20 protein-coding genes are annotated in these 24,001 nt (G+C 43.4%); 11 read left to right on the top strand and 9 right to left on the bottom strand.

The genetic code is table 11. The features are described 5' to 3' along the window. Positions 1 to 53: 53 nt before the first annotated feature. Together IE164_RS11110 and IE164_RS11105 are read right to left on the bottom strand one after the other, a co-directional pair. Positions 54 to 1,013, bottom strand: a complete 960-nt coding sequence (locus tag IE164_RS11110; RefSeq protein ID WP_189630308.1) for an MlaD family protein — start codon at positions 1,011 to 1,013, stop codon at positions 54 to 56. After that, on the bottom strand, positions 1,013 to 1,816 hold the full coding sequence (locus IE164_RS11105) for an N-acetylmuramoyl-L-alanine amidase family protein (protein ID WP_189630307.1): 804 nt from the start codon (positions 1,814 to 1,816) through the stop codon (positions 1,013 to 1,015). Before IE164_RS11105 ends, IE164_RS11110 begins: the two co-directional genes overlap by 1 nt. Between IE164_RS11105 and IE164_RS11100 the strand changes: the two genes are divergently transcribed. Then, complete coding sequence (locus tag IE164_RS11100; RefSeq protein WP_189630306.1) at positions 1,809 to 4,634, top strand: putative LPS assembly protein LptD; 2,826 nt, start codon at positions 1,809 to 1,811, stop codon at positions 4,632 to 4,634. The two genes, IE164_RS11105 and IE164_RS11100, sit on opposite strands and share 8 nt — an antisense overlap. Positions 4,635 to 4,736: 102 nt before the next feature. On the opposite strand, the gene lysS is transcribed toward IE164_RS11100, so the two are convergent. Both lysS and IE164_RS11090 read right to left on the bottom strand, forming a co-directional pair. Continuing rightward, a complete protein-coding gene (gene lysS / locus IE164_RS11095; RefSeq protein WP_189630305.1) occupies positions 4,737 to 6,446 on the bottom strand; it encodes a lysine--tRNA ligase in 1,710 nt (569 codons plus the stop codon). Positions 6,447 to 6,514: 68 nt separating this feature from the next. Further along, positions 6,515 to 7,726, bottom strand: a complete 1,212-nt coding sequence (locus IE164_RS11090) for a proline dehydrogenase family protein (RefSeq protein WP_189630304.1) — start codon at positions 7,724 to 7,726, stop codon at positions 6,515 to 6,517. Between the two features lie 79 nt (positions 7,727 to 7,805). On the opposite strand from IE164_RS11090, the gene IE164_RS11085 reads away from it, so the two are divergent. From IE164_RS11085 to IE164_RS11065, 5 genes are all read left to right on the top strand, one after another. Continuing rightward, positions 7,806 to 8,906, top strand: a complete 1,101-nt coding sequence (locus tag IE164_RS11085; protein ID WP_189630303.1) for a chorismate mutase — start codon at positions 7,806 to 7,808, stop codon at positions 8,904 to 8,906. Next, the gene (locus tag IE164_RS11080; RefSeq protein ID WP_189630302.1) at positions 8,899 to 9,438 is read left to right on the top strand and encodes a prephenate dehydratase domain-containing protein; all 540 of its coding nucleotides are present in this window, start codon (positions 8,899 to 8,901) and stop codon (positions 9,436 to 9,438) included. Before IE164_RS11085 ends, IE164_RS11080 begins: the two co-directional genes overlap by 8 nt. A 207-nt stretch (positions 9,439 to 9,645) precedes the next feature. Continuing rightward, the gene (locus IE164_RS11075) at positions 9,646 to 10,740 is read left to right on the top strand and encodes a bifunctional 3-deoxy-7-phosphoheptulonate synthase/chorismate mutase type II (protein WP_189630301.1); all 1,095 of its coding nucleotides are present in this window, start codon (positions 9,646 to 9,648) and stop codon (positions 10,738 to 10,740) included. Next, a complete protein-coding gene (gene aroB, locus IE164_RS11070) occupies positions 10,737 to 11,762 on the top strand; it encodes a 3-dehydroquinate synthase (protein ID WP_189630300.1) in 1,026 nt (341 codons plus the stop codon). Before IE164_RS11075 ends, aroB begins: the two co-directional genes overlap by 4 nt. Positions 11,763 to 11,767: 5 nt before the next feature. Next, positions 11,768 to 12,985: a 3-phosphoshikimate 1-carboxyvinyltransferase gene (locus IE164_RS11065; protein ID WP_189630299.1), complete on the top strand. Its 1,218-nt coding sequence runs from the start codon at positions 11,768 to 11,770 to the stop codon at positions 12,983 to 12,985. A 300-nt stretch (positions 12,986 to 13,285) separates the two neighbouring features. Here the strand turns inward: IE164_RS11065 and IE164_RS11060 are convergent, their stop codons facing one another. Further along, positions 13,286 to 13,822 carry a hypothetical protein gene (locus tag IE164_RS11060; RefSeq protein ID WP_189630298.1) on the bottom strand — a complete coding sequence of 179 codons (537 nt, stop codon included), beginning with the start codon at positions 13,820 to 13,822 and terminating at the stop codon, positions 13,286 to 13,288. 1 nt (position 13,823) lies between these two features. Continuing rightward, positions 13,824 to 14,843: a 6-bladed beta-propeller gene (locus IE164_RS11055; RefSeq protein ID WP_189630297.1), complete on the bottom strand. Its 1,020-nt coding sequence runs from the start codon at positions 14,841 to 14,843 to the stop codon at positions 13,824 to 13,826. A 116-nt stretch (positions 14,844 to 14,959) separates the two neighbouring features. Between IE164_RS11055 and IE164_RS11050 the strand changes: the two genes are divergently transcribed. From IE164_RS11050 to IE164_RS11040, 3 genes are all read left to right on the top strand, one after another. Continuing rightward, entirely contained in the window at positions 14,960 to 16,711 is a 1,752-nt protein-coding gene (locus tag IE164_RS11050; RefSeq protein WP_189630296.1) for an ABC transporter ATP-binding protein, read from the top strand. A 12-nt stretch (positions 16,712 to 16,723) separates the two neighbouring features. Then, complete coding sequence (locus tag IE164_RS11045) at positions 16,724 to 17,374, top strand: GDSL-type esterase/lipase family protein (protein ID WP_189630295.1); 651 nt, start codon at positions 16,724 to 16,726, stop codon at positions 17,372 to 17,374. 170 nt (positions 17,375 to 17,544) lie between these two features. Beyond that, positions 17,545 to 18,060 (top strand): hypothetical protein, encoded by a 516-nt coding sequence (locus IE164_RS11040; RefSeq protein WP_189630294.1) that lies wholly within the window; start codon positions 17,545 to 17,547, stop codon positions 18,058 to 18,060. Positions 18,061 to 18,189: 129 nt separating this feature from the next. Here the strand turns inward: IE164_RS11040 and IE164_RS11035 are convergent, their stop codons facing one another. The 3 genes from IE164_RS11035 to IE164_RS11025 all read right to left on the bottom strand — a co-directional run bounded on the left by IE164_RS11035 (position 18,190) and on the right by IE164_RS11025 (position 21,741). Further along, entirely contained in the window at positions 18,190 to 18,957 is a 768-nt protein-coding gene (locus IE164_RS11035) for a helical backbone metal receptor (protein WP_189630293.1), read from the bottom strand. A gap of 106 nt (positions 18,958 to 19,063) precedes the next feature. Beyond that, positions 19,064 to 20,128, bottom strand: a complete 1,065-nt coding sequence (locus tag IE164_RS11030; RefSeq protein ID WP_189630292.1) for a M42 family metallopeptidase — start codon at positions 20,126 to 20,128, stop codon at positions 19,064 to 19,066. Between the two features lie 26 nt (positions 20,129 to 20,154). Next, on the bottom strand, positions 20,155 to 21,741 hold the full coding sequence (locus IE164_RS11025; RefSeq protein ID WP_189630804.1) for an acyl-CoA carboxylase subunit beta: 1,587 nt from the start codon (positions 21,739 to 21,741) through the stop codon (positions 20,155 to 20,157). Positions 21,742 to 21,878: 137 nt separating this feature from the next. Between IE164_RS11025 and IE164_RS11020 the strand changes: the two genes are divergently transcribed. Continuing rightward, positions 21,879 to 22,817: a Ppx/GppA phosphatase family protein gene (locus IE164_RS11020; RefSeq protein ID WP_189630291.1), complete on the top strand. Its 939-nt coding sequence runs from the start codon at positions 21,879 to 21,881 to the stop codon at positions 22,815 to 22,817. A gap of 10 nt (positions 22,818 to 22,827) precedes the next feature. After that, positions 22,828 to 23,901, top strand: coding sequence for an Ldh family oxidoreductase (locus tag IE164_RS11015; RefSeq protein ID WP_189630290.1), 1,074 nt, complete (start codon positions 22,828 to 22,830; stop codon positions 23,899 to 23,901). Positions 23,902 to 24,001 lie beyond the last annotated feature (100 nt).

Here is a 24,001-nt window from a genome sequence, read left to right as displayed (position 1 = left end):
ATAGACCTGCACCCTCAGATTTCAAACTTGAAATTGGAGCTACTGTTTTTGCACTACCTGTTTGATTTCCTACTATCGGCTGGCGGACGGTTCTTTCTGCCAAAAATAGAGAAGTGCATATAACGCTTAGGATTGTACCTCAGGTCGATCATCAGACTATCTAAATCGGCCATGGTCCGATTCAGGGTATTGTACAGGGAGTCGTTGGTAAGCAGCTTGCCAAGTGTACCATCATCAGAGTTGAGTCGGGCAAGGAAGCTCTGCGTAGAATAAAGCACCGAATCGATTCGTTCCAGCCTGCTCTCCACATCAACCGCATTGAGCTTTTCGCCCAGCTTTTTGTATTCGTCCATTAGAGGCTTTACACCTCCCATGGCCGCCACGAGCGAATCTGTTACATATTCCAGCCTAAGGTTGAACTGTTTCATTGAGGTCTGGGCCAACTCGTTGGTAACAACCAGCCCATCTGAAAGTTTCTTAAAATTATCTATGGCTGCCGCAATGGCATCCGTTTTTTCAGCAAATGGCTCCAACACATTGTTTATTCTATTCACCAAGGCGGTGAGTTGATTGGCTGCCGAGAGGCCTTCCTGAGTAAGTAGTTCTGTAATACCTCCATCAATTTCTCCGATCAGCGTGTCGCCTTTTTCCAGTATCCGAGTACCTCCGGAATTCAATACCAACTGCACTTCAATTCCTCCAAGAAAATCAGGCTTAGCTAATCTGGCCAGGGTACTATCGGTGAGCTTAATGGTTTTATCTATAGCCAGCGTTACTAAAATTTCATTGTACTGTTCGTTAGAAAAACGCCTCTCTATTACGCTTCCTACATCAAGGCCATTGAGAATAACCCTGTCACCCTTGTTGAGCCCACTTACATTGGGATATTTCACATAGTATGTGGTAAGCGGAGAAAAGACATCGAGCCCTCTAAGGTAATTAAACCCAATGTAGAGCGATGCTGCCATGAGCACTACAAAAAGACCAACTTTGAATTCTTTACCTTTAGCCACTAGTTATCTAACGTTTTCTGATACTCGAAATAGTCGCGAATAGCCCTGAAAATGGCCGAAGCAATATACTCCTGAACCTCAGGGGTAGAAAGCTCTCGCTCTTCTTTCGGGTTGGTAAGATAACCTATTTCTATTAAAACACTTGGCATTGCTGTGTTCCAAAGTACCCAAAGACTCGATTGCTTTACCCCTCTGCTGTGTCTGCCCGCACGCTTAGAAAACTGCTCCTCAATGTTTTGCGCTAACAAAATGCTGTTTTCCTGAAATGCTTCCTGCATAATTTCGAACATAATATTTACCTCCGGAGCATTGGGGTCGAAACCCTGATAAAGCTCTTTATAGTCTTCTTCCAGAAGAATTACAGAGTTCTCACGCTTTGCTACTTCAAAGTTTCTTCCTTCGTTTTTGGTTCCCATCACGTAGGTTTCAGTACCATAAACATGAGAGTTGCCGGCAGGCATGGCGTTCGCATGTATAGACACAAACAAGTCGGCCTCCATATTGTTGGCTAGCGTGGCACGAACTTTGGGGTGACTGTACTCATCTTTTTTGCGGGTAAAAATCACCTCAATGTCATCGGTATATTTTTCAAGATATTCTCCCACTTTAAGAGTAACGGCCAAAACCACATCCTTTTCCAAAAGTTTGGAACCTCTTGTACCGGAGTCTTTCCCACCATGTCCGGGGTCTAAAACTACCTTATACTTCTTTTTGGCCGTTTGTGCGGGCGAAACAGTCGGGCATACCACCAGAAGTGTTAAAAGAACTAAAGGAATCAGATAAAATTTCACTTCGATGCGCATGAAACGGCTGATTGAGATAACTTTACGCAAAAATCTTAAAAATTCGGAAAAACCGAAATTCAGCGTGTTTTCAAACGGGAAAATATTCTTCATTGTTTTAGCCATTCTCTGTACTTCTTCTTTGAAGGCTCAGTTTATAAGAGCCGGACAAGAAAGTAGACAAAATCGTGCCGAAGCCGAACAACCGGTTAAAAACGACACCGTACCGGGTATTTCCGATTCGCTACAGGTTGTGGTTGGAGGGATTCAAACCACCATTAAATACTACGCTGAAGACTCCATCATCACCAAACTGCTTACCAACCAAACCTACCTCTACGGAAACGCTAAAATTGAATATGGTAATATAAAGCTGGTTGCAGAAAGAATAACTATAGATAAAAACAAGAACGAGCTAATGGCCACCGGTATTCAGGACTCGCTGGGCAACTGGGTGGGCAGACCAATTTTTCAGGATGGCCCTGATATTTTTGATACCGAAGAGATTCGCTACAATTTTGAAACACAAAAGGCCATAATTAAAGGTGTGGCCACCAAACAGCAAGATGGCCATTTGCGCGGCAGTGTAGTGAAAAGAAATGCCGATCAGAGTGCATACATAAAGGACGGCAAATTTATACCCTGTCTGGACGACCCTGATGCAGGCACCTACATTAAGTCTTCAAAAATTAAAATTAACCCGGGTAAAAATGTGATAACGGGCCCTTTTCTATTGTATGTAGGCGACATACCCACTCCCCTGGGGCTTCCCTTTGGTTATTTCCCGGACACGCAAGAATCTACCTCTGGCATTCTGTTTCCTAAATATGGAGATGAACGAAGAAGAGGGCTTTTTCTAAAAGAAGGAGGCTATTACTTTGCCTGGAACGATAATATTCATACCGCAGTTACAGCCGATTATTACTCCAAAGGAAGCTGGGCTACTCGTATCCGATCGGTATATAAGCAACGCTATAAATTCAGTGGGCAGTTTGACCTTACCTATAATCGCAACATTACACCCGACTATGAAGTAGATGCCTTGGACTCTAAAGACTTTTGGGTTTCTTGGTCTCACCGACCCGACTCCAGAGGGCGCAACGGGCGTTTTTCGGCCAGTGTAAACGCAGGAACAAGCACCTACAATCAGAACAACCTGGGTACCGTTAACCTTCAGAACAATATACGGTCGGAGTTTAGGTCGAATGTGCAGTATAGTGGGGTAATACCTCGCTCACCATTTAGCTATTCCTTTAGTGCCCGCCACAACCAAAACGTACAGACTGGGATCATAGACATTTCACTACCGGAAATGTCGCTGAACATGAACCGGGTATACCCTTTGCAAAATTCAGACATTGACCTTTTAAAAAGGTTCAACTTTGGCTGGCGATTTAATGCATCGAACCAAATCACAAACATTGTAAGACCCGGAAGTGCGGGTTTTCAAATTGCCAACAAAGCTGAGGCAAACGACACCATTGCCGTTGGTTTTGACACTTTAGGAGAACTACTGGACAATGCAAAGAACGGTGCCCGACACAACATCGATGTTTCCACCTCCTTTTCGGCACTAACCTACCTTAACTTTTCGCCTTCTTTTCAAATAGAAGAACTCTGGTATCTGGAAGAACTGCAATATGAATTTCTCGAAGACCAGAATGCTGTGAGAATAGACACCATCAATGGTTTTTCCAGATCGATGACTTATTCGGCCGGTATTGGAATGACCACCCAGCTTTATGGCATGTTCAATTTTAAGAGAAGTCGCAGGGTTGAAGCCATCCGCCATATCATGACTCCTTCAGTTTCTTTTAGCTACAGGCCTGATTTTAGTGATCCAAAGTATGGCTATTATCAGCTCGTACAAACCGACACCACCGGAGGGGGAAGATTCCGATTGCTTTCTAAATACGATGGTTTCCGCTTTGGTACACCAAGTCTGGGAGAGTCTGCTGCCTTAGGTTTTTCGCTCAATAATAAATTTGAAATGAAAGTAAAGAGCGACACAGCCAAGTCGGAGAAAGTAGCCTTACTGGAAAGCCTTAATTTACAGGGTTCTTATAACTTCTTAGCCGATTCATTCAGGCTATCCCCCATTCAAATCACTGCCAGAACCACCCTTTTCGATAGAAAACTAAACATCAACATGGGGGCAACGCTCGATCCTTATGCCTATTTGCCCGAAACCTCTGAAGGTGTAACCACTTTACGGCCTGTTGATGTACTGGCCATTCGATCCGGCCAGGGGCTGGGCAGAATCACAAGTGCCCGATTCTCCCTTTCCACTAACCTTAATTCGAGAGCTTCGGCCCCTATGGGAGGTGGTGGACGCTTTGGTGGCGAGAGTATTGGTGTTGGAGATTTCGGGGGTGATGGCTTTGGCAACAATAATGAGAACGAATATGGCTCGTTAAACGATGGCGGTGGTGCACTGGCAGCCCAAATGGGTGAATATTTTTATGACCCAAATGCCTATGTGGATGTGGAAATTCCCTGGAACATTCGGTTGAGCTATGACTACAGTTATCGCTGGACACCCACCAACCAGGTAACACGTCAGTCGGTAAAGGCTCATGGACAGGTGGCTCTTACTCCAAAATGGCAAATCACATATAATACCGGCTACGATTTCTTCGAAAAAGAATTCACCACCACTTCTATTGGTTTGTATAGAGACTTAGGTTGTTGGGAAATGCGAGGCAACTGGATTCCATTTGGTGCCTTTACTTCTTATACTATCGATATTCAGATTAAGTCTTCCGTACTGAAAGACCTGAAAATAAGCCGCAGAAGAAGCCAGTTTGAAAACAACCGAGGTGGATTCTCCTCTTTCTAATGCTAGATTTCTTTTAAAGGACTGCGGTAAAAAAATCCTCTCAAAGACTGCGACCTTATTTGGTCCGGTACTTTAAGAGGATCTTTAGAATTGTTGTAGCGATTAGGCTACCGGCTCTACTGTAAGTGTATCGTTAGTCTTTTGCACTTTGGCCAACCCATTGCGGGTCAATTCTTTTATGGCTTTATCCCATTTCTTGTTAGAAAGCCCGGTACTCTCTTTAAATACATTAAGATCGGTAACACCCGCAGCCTTCAGAGCATCCAGTACTCCTTTTGCGTCTTCGCTCAACTCCACAGACACCTTCTTTTCAGGTTTCATCTGAGGGAAGAACAATACATCTTGTATGGAGTTGGAGTTGGTCATAATCATGGAAAGTCTATCAATGCCTACTCCCAAGCCGGCCGTTGGTGGCATTCCATACTCCAGTGCGCGCAAGAAGTCTTCATCTAAAACCATGGCCTCATCGTCTCCACGCTTGCCAAGCTCCAGCTGCTCTTCAAAGCGCTTTCTCTGGTCTATCGGGTCGTTCAATTCAGAGAATGCATTGCAAATTTCCTTTCCGTTACAAATAGCCTCAAAACGCTCTACCAGTCCTTCTTTGGTTCTGTGCTTCTTGGCCAAAGGAGACATTTCTACCGGATAGTCGGTAATAAAAGTTGGCTGAATGAGCTTTGGTTCGCAGTGTTCACCAAAAATCTCATCGATGAGTTTTCCTTTGCCCATGGTATCGTCCACCTCAACCTTTAGTTCCTTGGCCGTCTTTCTCAATTCATCTTCGTTCATTTGAGAAATATCAACCCCAGTAAAGTGTTCTATAGCCTCAAACATGGTAAACCTCTTCCATGGCCTCTGGAAGTTGATCTTATGCTCTCCTACCTGCACCTCGGTGGTTCCATGAAGGTCCAGCGCCACCTTTTCAATCATTTCCTCCACCAAATCCATCATCCAATTGTAGTCTTTATAAGCTACATAAAGCTCTACCTGGGTAAATTCGGGGTTGTGGAAACGCGACATCCCTTCGTTTCTAAAGTCTTTAGAGAACTCAAATACACCATCGAAACCTCCTACTATAAGCCTCTTTAAGTATAGCTCATTGGCTATCCTCAAATAAAGAGTCATATCGAGCGTATTGTGATGGGTTTTGAACGGTCTGGCGGCAGCTCCACCATACAGGGGCTGAAGAATGGGGGTTTCTACTTCCAGATACCCTCTATCGGTCAGGAAGTTGCGCATAGAATTTACCAATTGCGTGCGCTGTACGAAGGTCTTTTTTACGTGCGGGTTTACCACCAAATCAACATACCGCTGACGGTAACGTTGTTCAGGATCGGTAAAGGCATCATGCACTTTGCCTTCGGCATCTGTTTTTGGCAATGGAAGTGGCTTCAACGATTTGGCCAAAACCTTGAGCTCAGTAACGTGTACTGAAATTTCTCCCACCTGGGTTTTAAAAGCGTAGCCCTTAATGCCTATAAAATCTCCTATGCCCAATACCTTTTTAAATACGGTATTATAGAGTGTTTTATCGTCTCCCGGGCAAAGGTCATCTCTCCTCAGATACACTTGAATTCTGCCCTCAGAATCTTGCAGTTCAGCAAAAGATGCTGAACCCATAATTCTTCGGCTCATAATGCGTCCGGCAAGGCTTACCTCTTTGTACTGCTCAGGATTTTTTTCGAAATTCTGCTTTATCTCTTTGGTATAGGCAGTAACCTCGAATGTTTCTGATGGATAAGGATTAATGCCTAGTTGCTCTAGTTCCTCCCTTTCTTGTCTTCTTTGTATCTCCTGTTCGCTTAGTGCTTGCATGACGCTTCAAAATTTTGGAGCGCAAAGTTAATGATTCAACAGGATAATACGAACAGACTCAGGAAGAACTAAAATTTATCCTGATGGCCTAGTTGTTTCTTAAATAATTTTCTTCGGCTCATCTCCTTTCTAAGCAAGCTAAGCTCTCTTCCGCTTTGCCCTTTCACCGAGGTGTTTTCATTGGCTCTTCTAATAAGGTATGGAATAGTTGCTTTTAAAGGACCGTACGGCACATACTTTATTACATTATAACCTGCATCGGCCAAGTTGAACGAAATATGATCGCTCATGCCATATAGCTGACTAAAGTATATACGGTGGTCATTCTTTTGCAAGCCAAACTCGTCCATAACAAGAGTGAGTTTGTAGTTAGAAATTTCGTTGTGGGTACCACAGAAAAGACCGATCTGGTGGATATTTTCTACGCAATACCTTACCGCCAGATCAAAATCCCTGTCGGTTGCTTCTTTGTTGGGTTGAATAGGATCTTTATAGCCCAACTCTTCAGCCCGATCGCGTTCTTTCTCCATGTAGGCTCCGCGAACCAATTTGGCCCCCAACCGGTAGCCGCTATCAACGGCCTGCCTGTGCATACTTTTTAGGTTATCGAGCATGCTATGGCAGTACATCTGAAAAGTATAATAGATGAGTGCTTTTTCGCGGTTGTAGATACTCATCATTTTCTGAGATATCTCATCAATTGGCTTCTGAATCCAGGTTTCTTCGGCATCAATCAATACAGAAACATCCTTTTCATAGGCCAGACGGCAAATTCTGTCTACCCTATCAAAGACACGGGCGTAAGCAGCCTCCTCTTCCTGAGTAAGTTTTTCTCCGGCATGAATTTTTTCGAGCAGATCGAAAGAAGCCAACCCCGTTACTTTAAAGGCCGAAAAACGGATATATTCCATTTCCCCTGCCCTCTCTATGGTGCGAAGTATCTCATTGGTTGTCTGGTCGAATCCCTCTTCAGACTTTTCTCCTTCTACTGAGTAGTCGAAGATGGCCCCTATTCCAAAAGCTGCCAGTTCGTTGGAGGATCTTTGGCAGCCATCAAGCGTTTCGCCTCCGCAAAAAATATCGAAGATGGTAGATTTTATGAGCTTCTTTACAGGAAGCCCGGTGGCTAGTGCAAACTTGGTAAGGCTTGTACCCAATTTTACCAACCATGGCCATTGCATGGTAGAAAAAATGAAATGACGTTTTTTGAGAGCTTCATCAGTTTTAGCACGAAAAGCCACTTCCAGCTCATCAAAATCAACAAACTTCTTTAGTTCCATAGGCGATTTTCGGTCGGCAAATATAACAACAAACCAATACCTTTCTACATTTGTTAAGGCTCTGTAAAACAGGAATAGAATGGTTGTGCGCGAACTTAAAGACTGGTACCCTCAATACAATAAACCTTTGCTTATTTCAGGCCCTTGCAGTGTAGAAACGGAGGAGCAACTGAGAAACAGTGTTCTCCCTATTATTGATAAGGTAGACTTTGTTCGGGGTGGTATTTGGAAACCCAGGACTCGCCCAGGGAATTTTGAAGGACATGGCGAACGCGCATTGCAATGGGTACAAGCCCTTAGAAAGGAGACTCCTTTTAAATTTGCCATGGAAGTAGCTACTCCCGAACATGTTGAGCTGGCTCACCAGTATGAAGTAGACTTGGTTTGGATTGGTGCCCGAACCACCGTAAACCCTTTTAATGTGGCAGAACTTGCCGAGTCGTTTAAGGGTTCGGAACTACCCGTTTTTATAAAGAACCCCATTCATGCGGAACTGTCGCTCTGGAAAGGAGCGCTAGAGCGCTTCTCCAAAGCCGGAGTAAGTAAGCTAGGAGCCATACACCGGGGCTTTCATAGCTACCAGAAAAACAAATACAGAAATGTGCCCATGTGGCAAATACCTCTAGATCTGAAGAGTGAGTTTCCGGAGTTACCACTCTTGTGTGACCCCAGTCACATTGCGGGCGATCGTGGACTGGTTGCTGAAATTGCCCAACGAGCGCTAGACCTCAACTATGACGGGCTAATGATTGAGTCGCACTGCAAACCTGATGCGGCCTGGAGTGATGCCGCCCAGCAAATTGCCACAGCCAACCTTCCTGACCTTATCAATGGTTTGTTGCTACGAGACGATGTGTTTACTAAAGAAAACATCATTAACCAACTGGAGCTCATTCGAGAACAAATAGATCAGGCCGACCGGGAACTGCTGGAGGCTTTGAATCTGCGCATGAACCTGGTTGAAAAAATTGGTGAGTTTAAAAAAGAAAATAACGTAGCCATTTTTCAACTTAGCCGCTGGAAAGAAATTTTTCAGTCGAGACAAGAATGGGCCGATCAGCTAAACCTTGATCGCCAGTTTGTAGTAGAAGTGTTAAGATTATTACACCAACAGTCAGTGAAAACACAGACTGAGGTGTTCAACAAAAAAGAACAAAACCTAAATTTACCTAATGACTGACTTGGGACTACTGGGTCCGGAAAATACCTTTCACGATCTGGCAAGAAAGCGCTTCCTGCCTCACCTTAGTTTTGCCTATTTTCAAAACTTTGAAACCATCTTTAAGGCATTGAAAGATGGTCAAATAAAACAGGCTCTCGTTGCCCTCAGAAACTCACACTCCGGTCAGGTGGGCAATAATCTCGAAACCATACGCCAAAGAGGGCTTCAATTGATAGAGGAATTTGAGCTGCCTGTAAATCTGTGTTTGGGGAGTCTAAAACCAAACACGATAAAGAGCATTCGCAAGGTTTTTTCGCACCCCATGGCCATTAAAGAAACTACACATTTCTTTTCTAAATACAGTCATATAAAGTTCATTGCCAGCTCGAGTACGGCCGGAGCCATAGACGAACTTAAGAATAGCCGCGACTCTCAGGCAGCCGTTATTAGCTCAAAAGAGGCTTTAGAGTCTAAGGGCTTACTTATTATTGCCGAGGGCATTCAGGATGAAAAGCATAACACCACCACTTTTGGTTTGATCAGGGCCTAGACAATCGTTTTCCGATTTTTTTTCAAATAATGTTTTCTTTAGAAAACTAAGATGAATATGTTTAGGCCATGAAAACATTGTTCGCGGCTTACTTTTACTTTTTTTACTTTATCGAAAAGGTGAGGTGAACCGCAGCTTATTAAGAAAAAATTAACTTATCACATAGGCCCGGTTCACACGAACCGGGCTTTTTATTTTTAAAAAGTCATGGAAATTGTAGATATCAAAGACTGGGGGTTGGGGCTATCGGAGCACACATTGATAGCCGGACCTTGCAGCGCAGAAAGCCCCGAACAAATTGAGGCTATTGCCCGCGGACTAAAAGGAAGCCCTGTGGAAATGTTTAGGGCAGGCGTTTGGAAGCCCAGAACCAGACCCGGTTCTTTTGAGGGTATAGGCACCGATGCCCTGGAGTGGCTGAACATTGCCAAAGACATACTCAATGTGCCGGTTACGGTAGAGGTGGCCAACACCGCTCATGTAGAAGCCGCCCTTAAAGGTGGGGTAGACGTGTTATGGATTGGTGCCAGAACCACGGTAAACCCATTTTCTGTGCAAGAAATATGCGACTCTCTAAAAGGAGTAGATATTCCAGTAATGGTTAAAAACCCCATTAACCCCGACTTGCAGCTTTGGCTGGGTGCGTTTGAAAGGCTCAACAAGGTGGGCATTAAAAAACTAGCGGCCATACATCGCGGCTTCTCCGACCCCTACGAAAAGCGTTACCGAAACAAACCTGAATGGAGCATGCCCATTCACTTAAAGCGCATGATGCCGGGCATTTCGGTGGTTTGCGACCCAAGTCATATTTGTGGCACCAGAGAAATTATAGCATCGGTGAGCCAGCGAGCCATCAATTTTGGATTGGATGGACTAATGATAGAAACTCATCACGACCCGGATAAGGCCTGGAGCGATGCCAAGCAGCAGGTGACGCCTGAAATGCTGAAGATCATTTATGAAAACCTGAACTTCCGAGAATCCATTGATAAACATCCCGAGGCTATTACTGAACTGGAGCAACTTCGGCAAAAAATAGACCTTCTCGATGGTCAGATCATAGAGTTACTGGCCGATAGGTTTCAGATAATAAAGCAAGTGGGTGATTACAAAAGAGATCATAACCTGGCGGTATATCAGCCCGGAAGGTGGCAGGAAGTAATGGAGTCCAGAATAAGAACAGGCATGAAGAAAAACATGACCGAAAAATTCATGAAAAGTTTATTATTTGCCATTCATGAAGAATCAGTTAAAATGCAGGAAGCACAGCTCAAAGAAGTGAAGACTTCTGTAAAAATATGAGTATACAAATCGATGATATCAGTTTAAGCCTACCCTCGTTTTTCAACCAAAGCAAACATTCGCAGATTGCTGTTTTGGTAGATGAAAACACAAGGGCTCATTGCTACCCAAAAATTAAATCATTATTGCCCGAGCATCAACTTATTGAGGTAGCATCGGGCGAGATAAATAAAAATCTGCAAACCTGCGAGCACATATGGAAAGAGCTCACCAGGCACCAGTTCGACCGCAAGGCCCTGCTGGTTAATCTGGGGGGCGGAGTAATTGGCGATATGGGTGGTTTTTGTGCCGTAGCTTATAAAAGAGGGATCGACTTTATCAACATTCCCACTACCCTGCTGGCTACTGTAGATGCCAACATAGGTGGTAAACTGGGTATCGATTTTCATGGTTTTAAAAACCACCTGGGCTTTTTTCAGGATCCACTGCATGTATTCATTGACCCGATTTTTCTGGAAACTTTGCCCGAACGCGAACTTAGATCCGGTTTTGCCGAGGTGGTAAAGCATGGTTTAATAGCCGATGCCGACTATTTTGAAAAGGTGAGTTCAAAAGGGCTTAAGCAAGAGAATTGGAATGCTGTAATTGCTCACAGTATTCATATTAAGGATGCGGTAGTAAAAGAAGACCCCAAAGAGAGAGGTCTTCGCAAAATCTTGAACTTTGGCCACACCATAGGGCATGCCATTGAAAGCTACTACCTGCACACAGAAAACAGGCTACTCCATGGCGAAGCTATTGCTATAGGAATGATATGCGAAAGCTACCTCTCCGGTAAATTATTGGGTTTATCGGATAGTGCTGTCAAAACTATTTCTCAAACCTTAAAAGGTATTTATCCGGAACTAAGAATAGAAAAAAGACATTTTACAAGCATCATTGAACTGATGTACCACGACAAAAAGAATATCAACAACTTCCTCAATCACTCATTACTCTACGAAATAGGCCGGGCAGGTTACGATATTGCCGTAGACGAAAAAGATGTAATGGACTCATTGTTTTACTACTCCAAAACCTAAACTCCTTGGACACCAAAAAACTACCACATAGCCCCAAATTAAAATCAGTTGATATACCTCTTGAGGCTTCTAAAAGTGAGAGCAATCGGGCCCTTATAATCAACGCCATTTCGGGCAACCGTTCGGTAATCAGAAACCTGTCGAATGCCAGAGATACGCAAACGATGCTTCGCTTACTGAGCTCAGAAGAAACAACGCTCGATGTGCTTGATGCAGGCACCACCATGCGTTTTCTAACAGCCTATTCTATATTGGGAGAACAGCCCAAAATACTTACGGGCACCGAACGTATGCAGCAAAGGCCCATTCATATATTGGCCAAATCGCTCAAACAACTCGGTGCCAAAATTAAGTACCTCAACGAAGAAGGTTTTCCTCCTTTGCGCATAAAGCCACTGGAGCATCAGAAAACAAATCGATTGAGTATTAGAGGCGATGTGAGTAGTCAGTTTATATCGGCCTTGTTGATGATAGCTCCCGCATTGCCCCAAGGGCTTAGTCTGGAACTGAAAGGCAAAATTGGCAGCCGTCCTTACATTCAGATGACATTGGACATGATGCGTCTCTTTGGCGTACAGTCTAACTGGACCAACAACACCATAGAAATTGCTCCACAGAGCTACGGAGAATACCCTTATATGGTAGAGTCTGACTGGTCTGGGGCTAGCTACTGGTATAGCTTTGTCGCCCTGGCCGATGAGGCTAAAATAAAGCTACTGGGCCTACGGCAGAAGTCGCTGCAGGGCGACATAGCCATTGTGCGGATTATGAACCAGTTAGGTGTAATGAGCACTTTCGAAGATGATGGGGTGGTGTTGGAGAAAATTCCGCATCAGGAAGAGTTGGAGTTCGATTTCTCTGATTGTCCGGATCTTGCACAAACGGTTGCTGTAGTTTGTGGCATAAAAGGAATCCACTGCCGCATGACCGGCCTGGAAAGCCTCCGAATCAAAGAAACAGATCGAATTAAAGCCCTCAAAAAAGAGCTCAAAAAATTTAAAATTAAACTCAAAGAAGTTGAAGAAGGCTTCTGGGAGGTGAAATCGAAGTATCAGCCAAGTGAAGAGATTATAGCCATTGAAACCTATGACGACCATCGCATGGCTATGGCCTTTGCCCCCATAATGACCCGGCAGCCAATAATCATTCACAACCCCTCGGTAGTGAATAAATCATACCCTGGTTTTTGGGAGCATGTGGACAAAATAAGGTTAGAAAAATAAATGATTAAAAAAGAGGAACAGAGTTCCTCTTTTGTTGCCTTTAATATGGTTCGGTTGAACAATACTCCTTGCCGTTACCACAATCAATCCAAAATGACTGCTGTTCTGTACTCCAGCCCCCTGAGCAATGAGGGCTTGTTCCTACACAACAAGCCAGACCGTTTTCACAATTTCTTACACATTCTCCTGGATCATCGGCTATACATTTCCCTGGTCCTTGTCCGAAAGAGCTAAAGCCGAAGAAAATCATGACTAAGGAAAAGACCGATAGCGTAATTTTTCTTTTAATTTTCTCATAATTTATTGTTTAAATGTATTTATAAAATTTGCAGAGTCCTCACTCTGTTCAATTCCTGCTAATGGAAAAAATGCATCTTTAATCTCACCCTCTTCATTCAAATTGATCATGAAGGGTGTCATAAAGCCATTGTAACTTTGATCGATTTTATGATATGAATGAAGATTTGCGTATTTACTATTTTCCAAAAGAGGTTTAAAATTATCAGTATACTCTCCTTCGTAGATATTATAATAAAAAATTTCAGAATCGGGTATATTAAAAAAGACTTCATCCATCATCTTAACTGCTTTAAAAATACAGGTGTTGCAGTCTAAAGAGTTATACACCAAAATCATTGTATTTGTACTCCATCCATTCTTGTTTGGTGTAAGTAAAAACTTTTCACCTTTCAGTCTTTTTCTATAGTTCTCTGCCCGATCAGTTATTCTATCAAATTGCACTTCACTTTGACTCAATTTTTCTGATGAATTAGTCTGACAGCAATTTGTTAAAGTAATTAGCACGCAACATAAAATTGCCTTAATCAAATCTTTCATATCAGTCAATTTGAAACTTCATTAATTCTGCACCAGCTTTCTCAAAAGCATACAGGATATTCTCATCTACAGCGATTTCGTAGAAAAAGGAATTTGGCACATCAAGTTTAAGAACCCTATCAAAAGTCAGCTTATCTCCCTTTGCATTTATAACTATTATTTCGTTAGAAGCTAGCGCCTTATTGTTTCCTATGAACAATAAATATATGGTGTCCTCAAACGATGTAATATCTCTATAGTAATCAAATTGCAAAGTATATTTTCGTCTCGGATTTTGTTTTAAAAGTTCATCGTATACTCTTGACCTAAAACCCAAAAATTCACTCAAATCTAAACTATCAAGAACTTCCCCTTTAGAACTAAAAAGCTGTACAAAAGGTCTAGATGACCAAACTGAAGCCACTTTCCCATCTTTTAGAGCGAGAATATTTTGACTATTGATAGATCGATGATGGGAATAATTCTCAAATTCTTGAACTGTACCAAAAGTCTTTACAATATCCATTTTCTTATCAAAATGAACTATTGGCTTATCTGAGCGTAAACTTGGAGCAAAAATTTCACCTGAAGGAAATATTGCTGGCTTTCTATCGTACAACATTATTAATGTGTCCTTTGGCCTCATTTTTCTTTGGAATCTCCCCTTCAAATCGAATTGTGAAACTTGTAACTTATGATTATCGAAAACGAACAAACTTTCGTTTTCAAATTGAACGAAATTTGCCCCCAAAATTTCTTCAGGACCGTATCCTCTCTCGATGTAATTTTGAACTTCGAACTTATTGTTCAAAATCAACGACTTGTTGAGCTTGGCATCGTTTATGAAAATTCGGCCATCCTTAGCAGCAATCTCTGTTATACCATCAGTAACAAACGTTGTATCATTAAATTGATTATACCTAGCCTCAACAGACAAACTAATATACTCCAACCTAGTTTTTCTTGATTCACTATTGCAGCAGGTTGCAAAAAATACAACAAAAGCAAGTCCTAATATTTTTACAACTTCTTTTTTTCTCATTGTTTTACTTTACTACGAAAATATAAAATTTATTTTTTTTAAATACTCAAACCAGGGTCTAAATATTAACAATAACATAACTTACACCGAAGTTATTCTTTCAATACTTTTAGTGCATGACTAAGAAGAAAAAACTCGAAAACATCTCGATAGGCGAAGTATTTCGCAGAATTATATGGCCCAAAAGGGGCATGTTGTTATTCGGCCTGGTACTCATCTTACTACGAAGTGCCGCAACCTTAGTTCCTCCAAAAGCCACACAGTATTTAATAGATGATGTTGTGGTTGCAGGTGATGTTTCAGAATTAAAGAGGATAGTTGTTTTTGTAGTTCTTGCAATTGTTGTTCAGGCAGTTACATCCTTTATGCTTACCAGAATTTTGAGCGTTCAAGCCCAAAAACTGATAGCCAACCTCAGAGTGCAGGTTCAGAAGAAAATTCTATCACTTCCGATAAACTTTTTCGATAGCCAAAAGTCAGGAGCCCTGGTCTCTAGAATTATGACTGATGTGGAAGGTGTCAGAAATCTGGTAGGAACAGGGTTTGTTCAGTTAATAGGTGGATCAATAACGGCTGTTGCTGTATTAGTAATACTGATCAATATGAATGCTCGATTGACTGCTCTAATAGTGATCCCTATAGTCTTATTTGGCGTGATTGCCATGAAAGCATTTGGCATTTTGCGACCTGAATTCAGAAAAAGAGGAAAGCTCAATGCAGAAGTTACAGGTAGGTTGACTGAAACTTTAAATGGAGTAAGAGTTATTAAAGGTTTCGGAGCAGAACAACAGGAAATTAAAATATTTGAAAAAGGGGTCATATCGCTATACGAAGTAGTCAAAAAAACCCTGACGGCTACAGCATTCGTATCAAGCTCTGCCACATTCCTCTTGGCTGGCGTTGCCTCAACCAGTATACTAGGACTAGGAGGATACTACATTATCAATGGAAGTATGACCTCCGGTGAACTGGTAGCCTTTATTGCCTATTTGGCCGTGGTTGTTGCTCCGGTTCTCCAAATGTCGAACATTGGTAGTCAGATTACCGAAGCATTTGCCGGGCTCGATCGTACTGAAGAAATAATGCAAACTCCGTCAGAAGAAGATGATCAAACCCGAACCGTGGCGTTGGGCCCAATACATGGAGATATTCGGTTCGAAAACGTTTCTTTTGCTTACGATGGAGATGACGATGTAATCAAAAACATATCGTTCGATGCGCCAGCAGGTTCTGTTACCGCACTGGTGGGTTCGTCCGGCTCAGGCAAGTCTACCATAGCAGGTCTGGCAGCTACTTTCCTCAACCCTAGAGAAGGACGTGTTACGGTAGACGGCACTGATCTTTCTACGGTGAAGCTCAGCAGTTTTCGCGAGCAATTGGGTGTAGTACTACAAGACGATTTCCTCTTTGAAGGAACCATCCGCGAAAACATACTTTTCCCTCGCCCCAATGCCACGGAACAACAGCTACAGGAGGCTGTGGAAGCGGCCTATGTCAAGGAATTCACAGATAGGTTTGAGAAAGGCCTCGATACAGTGATTGGAGAAAGAGGGGTGAAGCTATCAGGAGGCCAACGCCAACGACTAGCCATTGCCAGGGCCATTTTGGCCAACCCGAGAATTCTCATTTTAGACGAAGCCACCTCCAACCTTGACACCGAGAGTGAATCTTATATTCAACAAAGCCTCAACGAGCTTATGAAAGGGCGCACCACTTTTGTAATTGCCCACCGGCTAAGCACCATTAAGAGAGCCGATAAAATATTGGTTATCGAAAAAGGAGAAATAGCCGAAAGCGGCACACATGATGAATTGATTGCAAAAGAAGGGCGGTACTTCCAATTATATACTTACCAAGCCCGAATTTAAAGCACAATAAATATGAAATACCTAATATCACTACTTCTACTTAGCCTGACTTATGGAAGCCTCAAAGCACAGGACCCAAACCGTTTTGCCGAAGAAGTAAGAAAGTTTGAGAATGCAGCAGAAAAATACCCTGCCAAAAACAGAATAGTGTTTACCGGCAGTTCCAGCATCAGGCTTTGGGTAGACTTTAAATCTTACTTTCCTGAACACAACGTTATTAATACCGGCTTTGGTGGCTCTGAAACCTCCGACCTTATTTACTACAAGGATTTACTCATTTCTCAATTCAAACCCAGACAAGTATTTATTTATGAGGGAGACAATGACTTGAATTCAGGAAAATCAGAGTTGGAGGTGTTGGCCGACATTAGCTCTCTTACCCAACAGTTACTCAATGAGGGAATTGAAAGCATAGTAATCATCTCAGCCAAACCGAGCATAGCACGATGGCACCTAAAGCCAGCTTACGAAAAACTAAATGAAGCCTTAAAGCATATGGCAAACCTTAGCCCCAGAGTTCGCTTTGCCGATGTATGGAGTCCTATGCTAAAGGAAGATGGATCGCTTAAAGAAAACATCTTTCTAGACGATGGCCTTCACATGAATAAGAAGGGCTACGACCTCTGGATTAAAGTAATTGGTCCACTTTTGGTGAATCCCTAAAAATTTTCTTTCGCATACAAACCCCACAAAAAAGCCCTTTAAATATCCTGAAGGGCTTTTTTGACTAACAACTGCGCCCGCCTGCAAATGCACCAACAAAACTTTTTATGAATATATGTTGAATATTTCATATAAAGTTTTCATCTTTAATCACCGTTTCACCTAAACGTATGAAAACACTAACCGTCTACGCGCTATTGCTGGGGACGGGACTTACCACCTTGCTTTCGATTTTAGATAATCGCGAGAGCCATGTGGCCCAGTTGTCCCCAATAGCTTTAGAATCACCCTTCGATTCTAAGCTTAAAGTAGAGTTGCCCCTACCCGGCCCTGCTTTGAAAGATTCTTCGGCCACCGTCCGAAAGAAAGAGTATCACATCTATTTTGAAAATCGCTCTACCGAAGCCATTGAAGTAGCCATTCGGTATAAAAGCTATAATGGAGATTGGGAAACTTCTGACATGGTTACCCTAGCCGCAGGAGAAAAAAGACGCATGGGAGTTTCTGACGAAAAGACCTACTTCTACTATGCAGAAAACAAACGCAAGTGGAAGAAAAAGAAATGGAAGGGTTCGCACCATTTTAGCCTGGGTGAAGAAACCTCTAACAAGGTAAAGTTTATAAAGGAACAGATATGGGAGTGTTACGACACTAAAATGTGCAACGCATTTGCAGTGTTTAGGTAACGTTAAGACAGGGGGGCTTGCTGGGAGCTCCCCTTCTCTTTATTCTCATCCCCACTTTTACCTTACATCCCATACGCTATTTAGGCCATCCGTATCCAATTTTTAGGTAAGCCACAGGAAGAAAATCCATTACAACGCCTGAAAATAGGCCGGAGCTTTTAGCAATCGGCTGCCATACCAGCTAAACATCTCTCCATCTACCAACCTCATCTCAACGCCAGGCAACTCATTTCTAATTTCAGACATGTGCTTTTTTTGGAAAGGGTATGGCTCTGAACTCAATAGAATAACTTCCGGGTCGAGCGCTTTAATATCTTCTAACCTCAGCTCGGGGTAGCGAGTCTCTTTCACCAGATTTTCGAACCCTGCCATCGACAGCATTTCATCAACAAAAGTATTTTTACCGACCGCCATGTACGGATCTTTCCAGATGAGGTAAACTGCCCTTTGCTTCTTTAGCGACTGCTCCTGCAGGGGTGCAAAAGCACTAAGTACATCTACTACCAGTGCCTCAGCCTCCTTTTCCCGACCAGTTAATTGGCCAATAGCCTCCATCATATCCAGCGCCTCATTGAGCGAAGCAATGTCACTCATCCAAACAGGGTATCTGGTGGCCAGCTCATTAATAAAACTCTCTTCGTTTTCTTCTTTATTCCCAATAATCAGGTCTGGTGCCAGCTCTTCGATTCTATTGAAATGAACTTGTTTTGTACCTCCTACTATGACTTTCTCTTTTCGCCAATGAGCAGGATGAATACAAAACTTGGTAATCCCAACCACCTCCTTATTCAACCCCAGGTCGTGAAGAAGTTCGGTTTGAGAAGGCACCAAAGAAACAATACGTTTGGGTATATCGGGCAACTCTACCGATCGCCCCATTTGGTCGGTAAACTTCATAGAACAATTGCTGCGCCCAATGGCTTAATATTTAACGATGGTTGTGAATGGGTCAGGTTCCGGATGTTCACTCCTAAAAGTAAATAACCGGAACACTACTTTGATCCTACTTGAGATACCTGAAATCGTGACCGTTTTCCAACTGAATCAAAAACTGATACATTAGTTCTATCACCTGTTCAATATCTTGCTCATGAGCTGTTTCAACAGTGGTGTGCATGTATTTTAAAGGCAGCGAAATTAAAGCAGCCGGCACCCCTTCGTTGCTATAAGCAAAAGCATCGGTATCCGTTCCGGTAGACCTAGAAGACGCACTTCTTTGATAAGGAATGTTTCTGGATTCGGCCACACCAATAAGCATGTTTAGCAGGTTATTCTGCACGGCCGGACCATAAGTTAACACCGGACCATTGCCACATTTTTGATCGCCCTGATATTTCTTCTCATACATGGGCGACTGTGTATCATGACAAACATCGGTACAAATGGCTACATGGGGCTTAATTCGTGCGGCAATCATTTCGGCTCCTCTTAAACCAATTTCCTCTTGCACGGCATTTACTATATACAAACCAAACGGAAGTTTATTGCCTTGCTCCTTTAACTTTCTAGCCACCTGGGCAATCATATAGCCTCCAATTCGGTTGTCGAGCGCTCGGCCACACCAGTATTTTCCATTGAGTTTAAACAGCTCATCATCGAAAGTAGCTACTGTGCCCACGTGAATGCCCATATCGAGTACTTCTTGTTTCGAAGAAGCACCCACATCGATGAAAATATTCTTAAGTGTGGGGGCATTTTCATTCTCTTTTTCGCGCACGTGTATAGCTGGCCAGCCAAAAACGCCCTTCACTACTCCCTTTTCCGTATGAAGGTTTACACGCTTGGAAGGAGCAATTTGATGGTCGCTGCCACCATTGCGAATCACATAGATATAGCCATCGTCCGAAATGTAATTGACAAACCAACTAATCTCATCTGCATGAGCTTCTATAACCACCTTGTATTCAGCTTCGGGGTTAATTACTCCCACCGCTGTACCGTAGTTGTCTGTAAAGTAAGTATCTGTGTATGGCTTAATGTAGTCGAGCCAAATTTGCTGGCCACTGGTCTCAAAACCGGTGGGCGAAGCATTGTTCAAGTACTTTATTAGAAATTCTTCTCTATTCATCTCCTTCTCTGTTCTGTTCTTTTAAGTTAAAGCGGAATGTTGCCATGCTTCTTTTTAGGCAGTGTATCCACTTTATTTTCGAGCATTTTAAAGGCTTTTATCAGCTTAGCTCTGGTTTGCTCCGGAACAATAACTTCATCGATAAAGCCTCTGCGAGCTGCTCCGTAAGGGTTGGCAAATTTAGCGGTATACTCATCTACCTTTTCTTGCAGCTTTGCCTCCGGGTCTTCAGCTTCAGCTATCTCCTTTTTAAAGATGATTTCTGCAGCTCCCTTGGCTCCCATTACCGCAATCTCGGCCATTGGCCAAGCATAGTTCATGTCGGCACCAATGTGTTTGGAGTTCATTACATCATAGGCTCCGCCATACGCTTTTCGGGTAATTACAGTAATTCTAGGCACGGTAGCTTCTGCAAAAGCATAAAGTAGTTTAGCTCCATTGGTAATAATACCGTTCCATTCCTGATCGGTTCCGGGTAAAAATCCGGGCACATCTTCCAGCACAAGCAGGGGAATGTTAAAACAGTCACAAAAACGCACAAACCGAGCTCCTTTGGTAGAAGAAGCAATATCGAGTACTCCGGCCAAAGCAGCAGGCTGGTTACCCACTATACCAATACTTCTTCCTCCCAAACGGGCAAAACCCACAATTATGTTTTCGGCATAGTTCTTATGTACTTCGAAGAAAGAGTCTTCATCAACCAATTGCTCAATCACCTCGTGCATGTCGTATGGCTGATTGGGATTGTCCGGAATGACATTGTTCAACCCTTTGCGCACCTCATTTTCAGGCAAGTACTCATAAACGGGGGCATCTTCTTCACAGTTTTGAGGAATATATGAAAGCAATCGCTTGATATCATTAATGCACTGTACCTCGTTGGCCGATGCAAAATGAGTAACTCCACTTTTGGAGCTGTGGGTACTGGCTCCACCAAGCTCTTCGGCCGTCACATCTTCCTGAGTAACCGTTTTTACCACATTGGGGCCCGTAACAAACATATATGAGGTGTTTTCTACCATGAATATGAAATCGGTAATGGCCGGAGAATACACCGCCCCACCGGCACATGGCCCCATAATGGCGGATATCTGAGGTATTAGTCCTGAAGCCCGTGTGTTGCGGTAGAAAATATCGGCATAGCCACCCAACGAAACTACTCCTTCCTGAATTCGTGCCCCACCACTATCATTCAGCCCAATAATTGGAGCTCCATTCTTCATGGCCAAATCCATAATCTTACAGATCTTCTCAGCATGTGTTTCGGATAGTGAGCCTCCAAAAACGGTGAAATCCTGAGAATAAACGTATACCAGTCGGCCATTTACAGTACCGTAGCCTGTTACTACACCATCGCCCAAAAACTTTTGCTTATCCAGGCCAAAATCGGTTGCCCTGTGTTCTACAAACTTGCCGATTTCCTCAAATGAACCTTCGTCTAAAAGGAGGGCAATTCGCTCTCTGGCGGTTAGTTTCTTTCTGGCATGTTGAGCCTCAATTCTTTTCTTTCCTCCGCCCAAAAGAGCCTTGGCATTCTTCTCTTCTAGCAAAGCATATTTCTCTGCTTTTGTCAAAACTTTGAGCGGTGCTTTTTCTGCTTTCTTATCTGCCATAGGTAGTTCTGTAATTTGGTAGCCAAAGATAGAGACATACATGGAATTATGAATTTTGAGAAAGGTATTTGTCCATAGTGGCTCTCTATTTTTAGTGAATAAATCCTATATTCGGCCAACTTTTCGCGGAGTAGGGTATGAGGAAAGCTGTCATAGATTTAGGAACCAATACCTTCCATTTGTTCATTGTAGAACTTGAGGCAGGAGTGCTCAAAACACTCTACAAGGAGAAAATTGCCGTAAAAATTGGTAAAAATGGCATTAGCAAAGGCCTCATTGCAAAAGATGCCATGAAGAGAGCCGTTCATACGTTGGAGGTTTTCAAAACAGTACTCAACCAGTTTGAGGTAACCGATGTAATAGGGGTGGCTACCAGCGCCATTCGAAATGCGCGTAATGGTCAAGAACTCTTAGACAGGATCTACGAATCTACTCAAATCGAAATCCAGATTATTGATGGCGATAAAGAAGCGGAACTGATCTTTGAAGGGGTGAGAGCTGCCGGAGCCGTGGGCAAGAATTATGAACTAGTGATGGACATTGGCGGTGGCAGTGTGGAGTTTATTATTGGCAACGAAGATAAGATACTCTGGAAAAGGAGTTTTGAAATTGGAGCACAACGCTTGCTCGATAAGTTTCATAAAAAAGACCCTATGCCCCCTAAGGCTGTTACCGAGATGTTTGCCTGGCTGGATTCCGAGCTCTCAGATCTGAAGAAGGCTATTGCTGAATATCGGCCTACCGGCCTGATTGGCTGTTCGGGTACCTTTGATACACTCACCGAAATTTACTTTAAGGAAAGTAATCAGGATCGTCCGGTACACCCTACGGTATTTAAGCTACCCATAAAGGCTTATAGGGATACGCATAGGGAGCTTCTAATCAAAGACAAGGCGGCTCGCCTGGCCATTCCGGGTATGGTTTCTATGCGTGTAGACATGATCGTTGTAGCCAGCTGCCTTATTTCTTTTGTTTCTGATCTTATTCCTACTGACCACATTACGGCCTGTACATATGCTCTTAAGGAAGGGGTACTGTACTCCATGGAACATAAACCTATTGCGGAAAAGCAATAATTAACGCAACATGAATCACTACTCGTACGACCAACTCCACACGTTTTCCAAGAAAATATTTCTGGCTATGGGCTGTTCGGAGTCACACGCCACCACCGCTGCCGACACTCTTCTTTCGGCCGATATGCGAGGCGTAGATTCTCATGGCGTGGCCCGGCTTAGCGGTTATGTACGACTGTGGGAGAAGAAACGTATTAACGCAAAGCCCAACATTCGAGTGGTTCATGAAAGCCCCAGCACTGCGGTGGTCGATGGCGATGGCGGTCTCGGGTTGGTGGTAGCTCCGTTTGCTATGCTGGTGGCTATTGAAAAAGCTGAAAAGGCCGGAACCGGCTGGGTGGCCGTGAGAAACTCCAACCACTATGGCATTGCGGGTTACCATGCCATGCAGGCTCTAGCCCATGATATGATAGGCATGTCTATGACCAATGCCAGCCCGCTGGTAGCTCCTACTTTTTCTAAGGAAAGACTATTGGGCACTAACCCCATAGCAGTGGCCATTCCGGCCGATGAGGAGCCTCCTTTTGTAGGTGACTTTGCCACCACTACTGCCGCCAATGGCAAGCTGGAAATTCTGCAACGCAAGGGAGAACCCGCTCCCAATGGATGGATTCAGGACAAGGAGGGAAACACCACTACCAATGCCTATGGGGTAAAGGAAGGCGGAGCCTTGCGCCCTCTTGGAGGAGACAGACAGAACGGAAGCCATAAGGGTTATATTCTGGGTTCCATTGTCGATATTTTTTCCGCTGTACTCTCGGGGGCCAACTACGGCCCATGGGCTCCACCATTTGTAAGTTTCATAGACCCGGTGTCAGACCCGGTGGGCGAAGGGTTAGGCCATTTTTTTGGCGCCATGCGAATAGATGCTTTCAGGCCTGCTAGTGAGTTTAAGCAACACATGGATCAATGGATCAGACGGTTCAGAGGCTCTGCACCCATAGAATCGAATCAGCAGGTGCTTATACCCGGAGACCCTGAGAGAGCTTTTGAAAAAGAAAGAAGCAAAAAAGGCATTCCTCTTCTGGAGCCTGTAGAAAAAGATTTGAGAGCTCTGGGAATGAGATTCGAGGTAGAATTTTAGCCAACCTTATATGGAGCCTTGGAACCAATGAGTGAATCGGAAGAAGGTCTGTTGCCCGAAACCCTGTTTAGATATATCTCACTACAATTTAAGAAAGAGA

It is taken from the genome of Roseivirga thermotolerans (genome assembly GCF_014653175.1).
Lineage (GTDB): Bacteria > Bacteroidota > Bacteroidia > Cytophagales > Cyclobacteriaceae > Roseivirga > Roseivirga thermotolerans.
The sequence above is the reverse complement of the archived record's forward strand: the minus strand, read 5'-3'. Positions and strand labels throughout refer to the sequence as shown.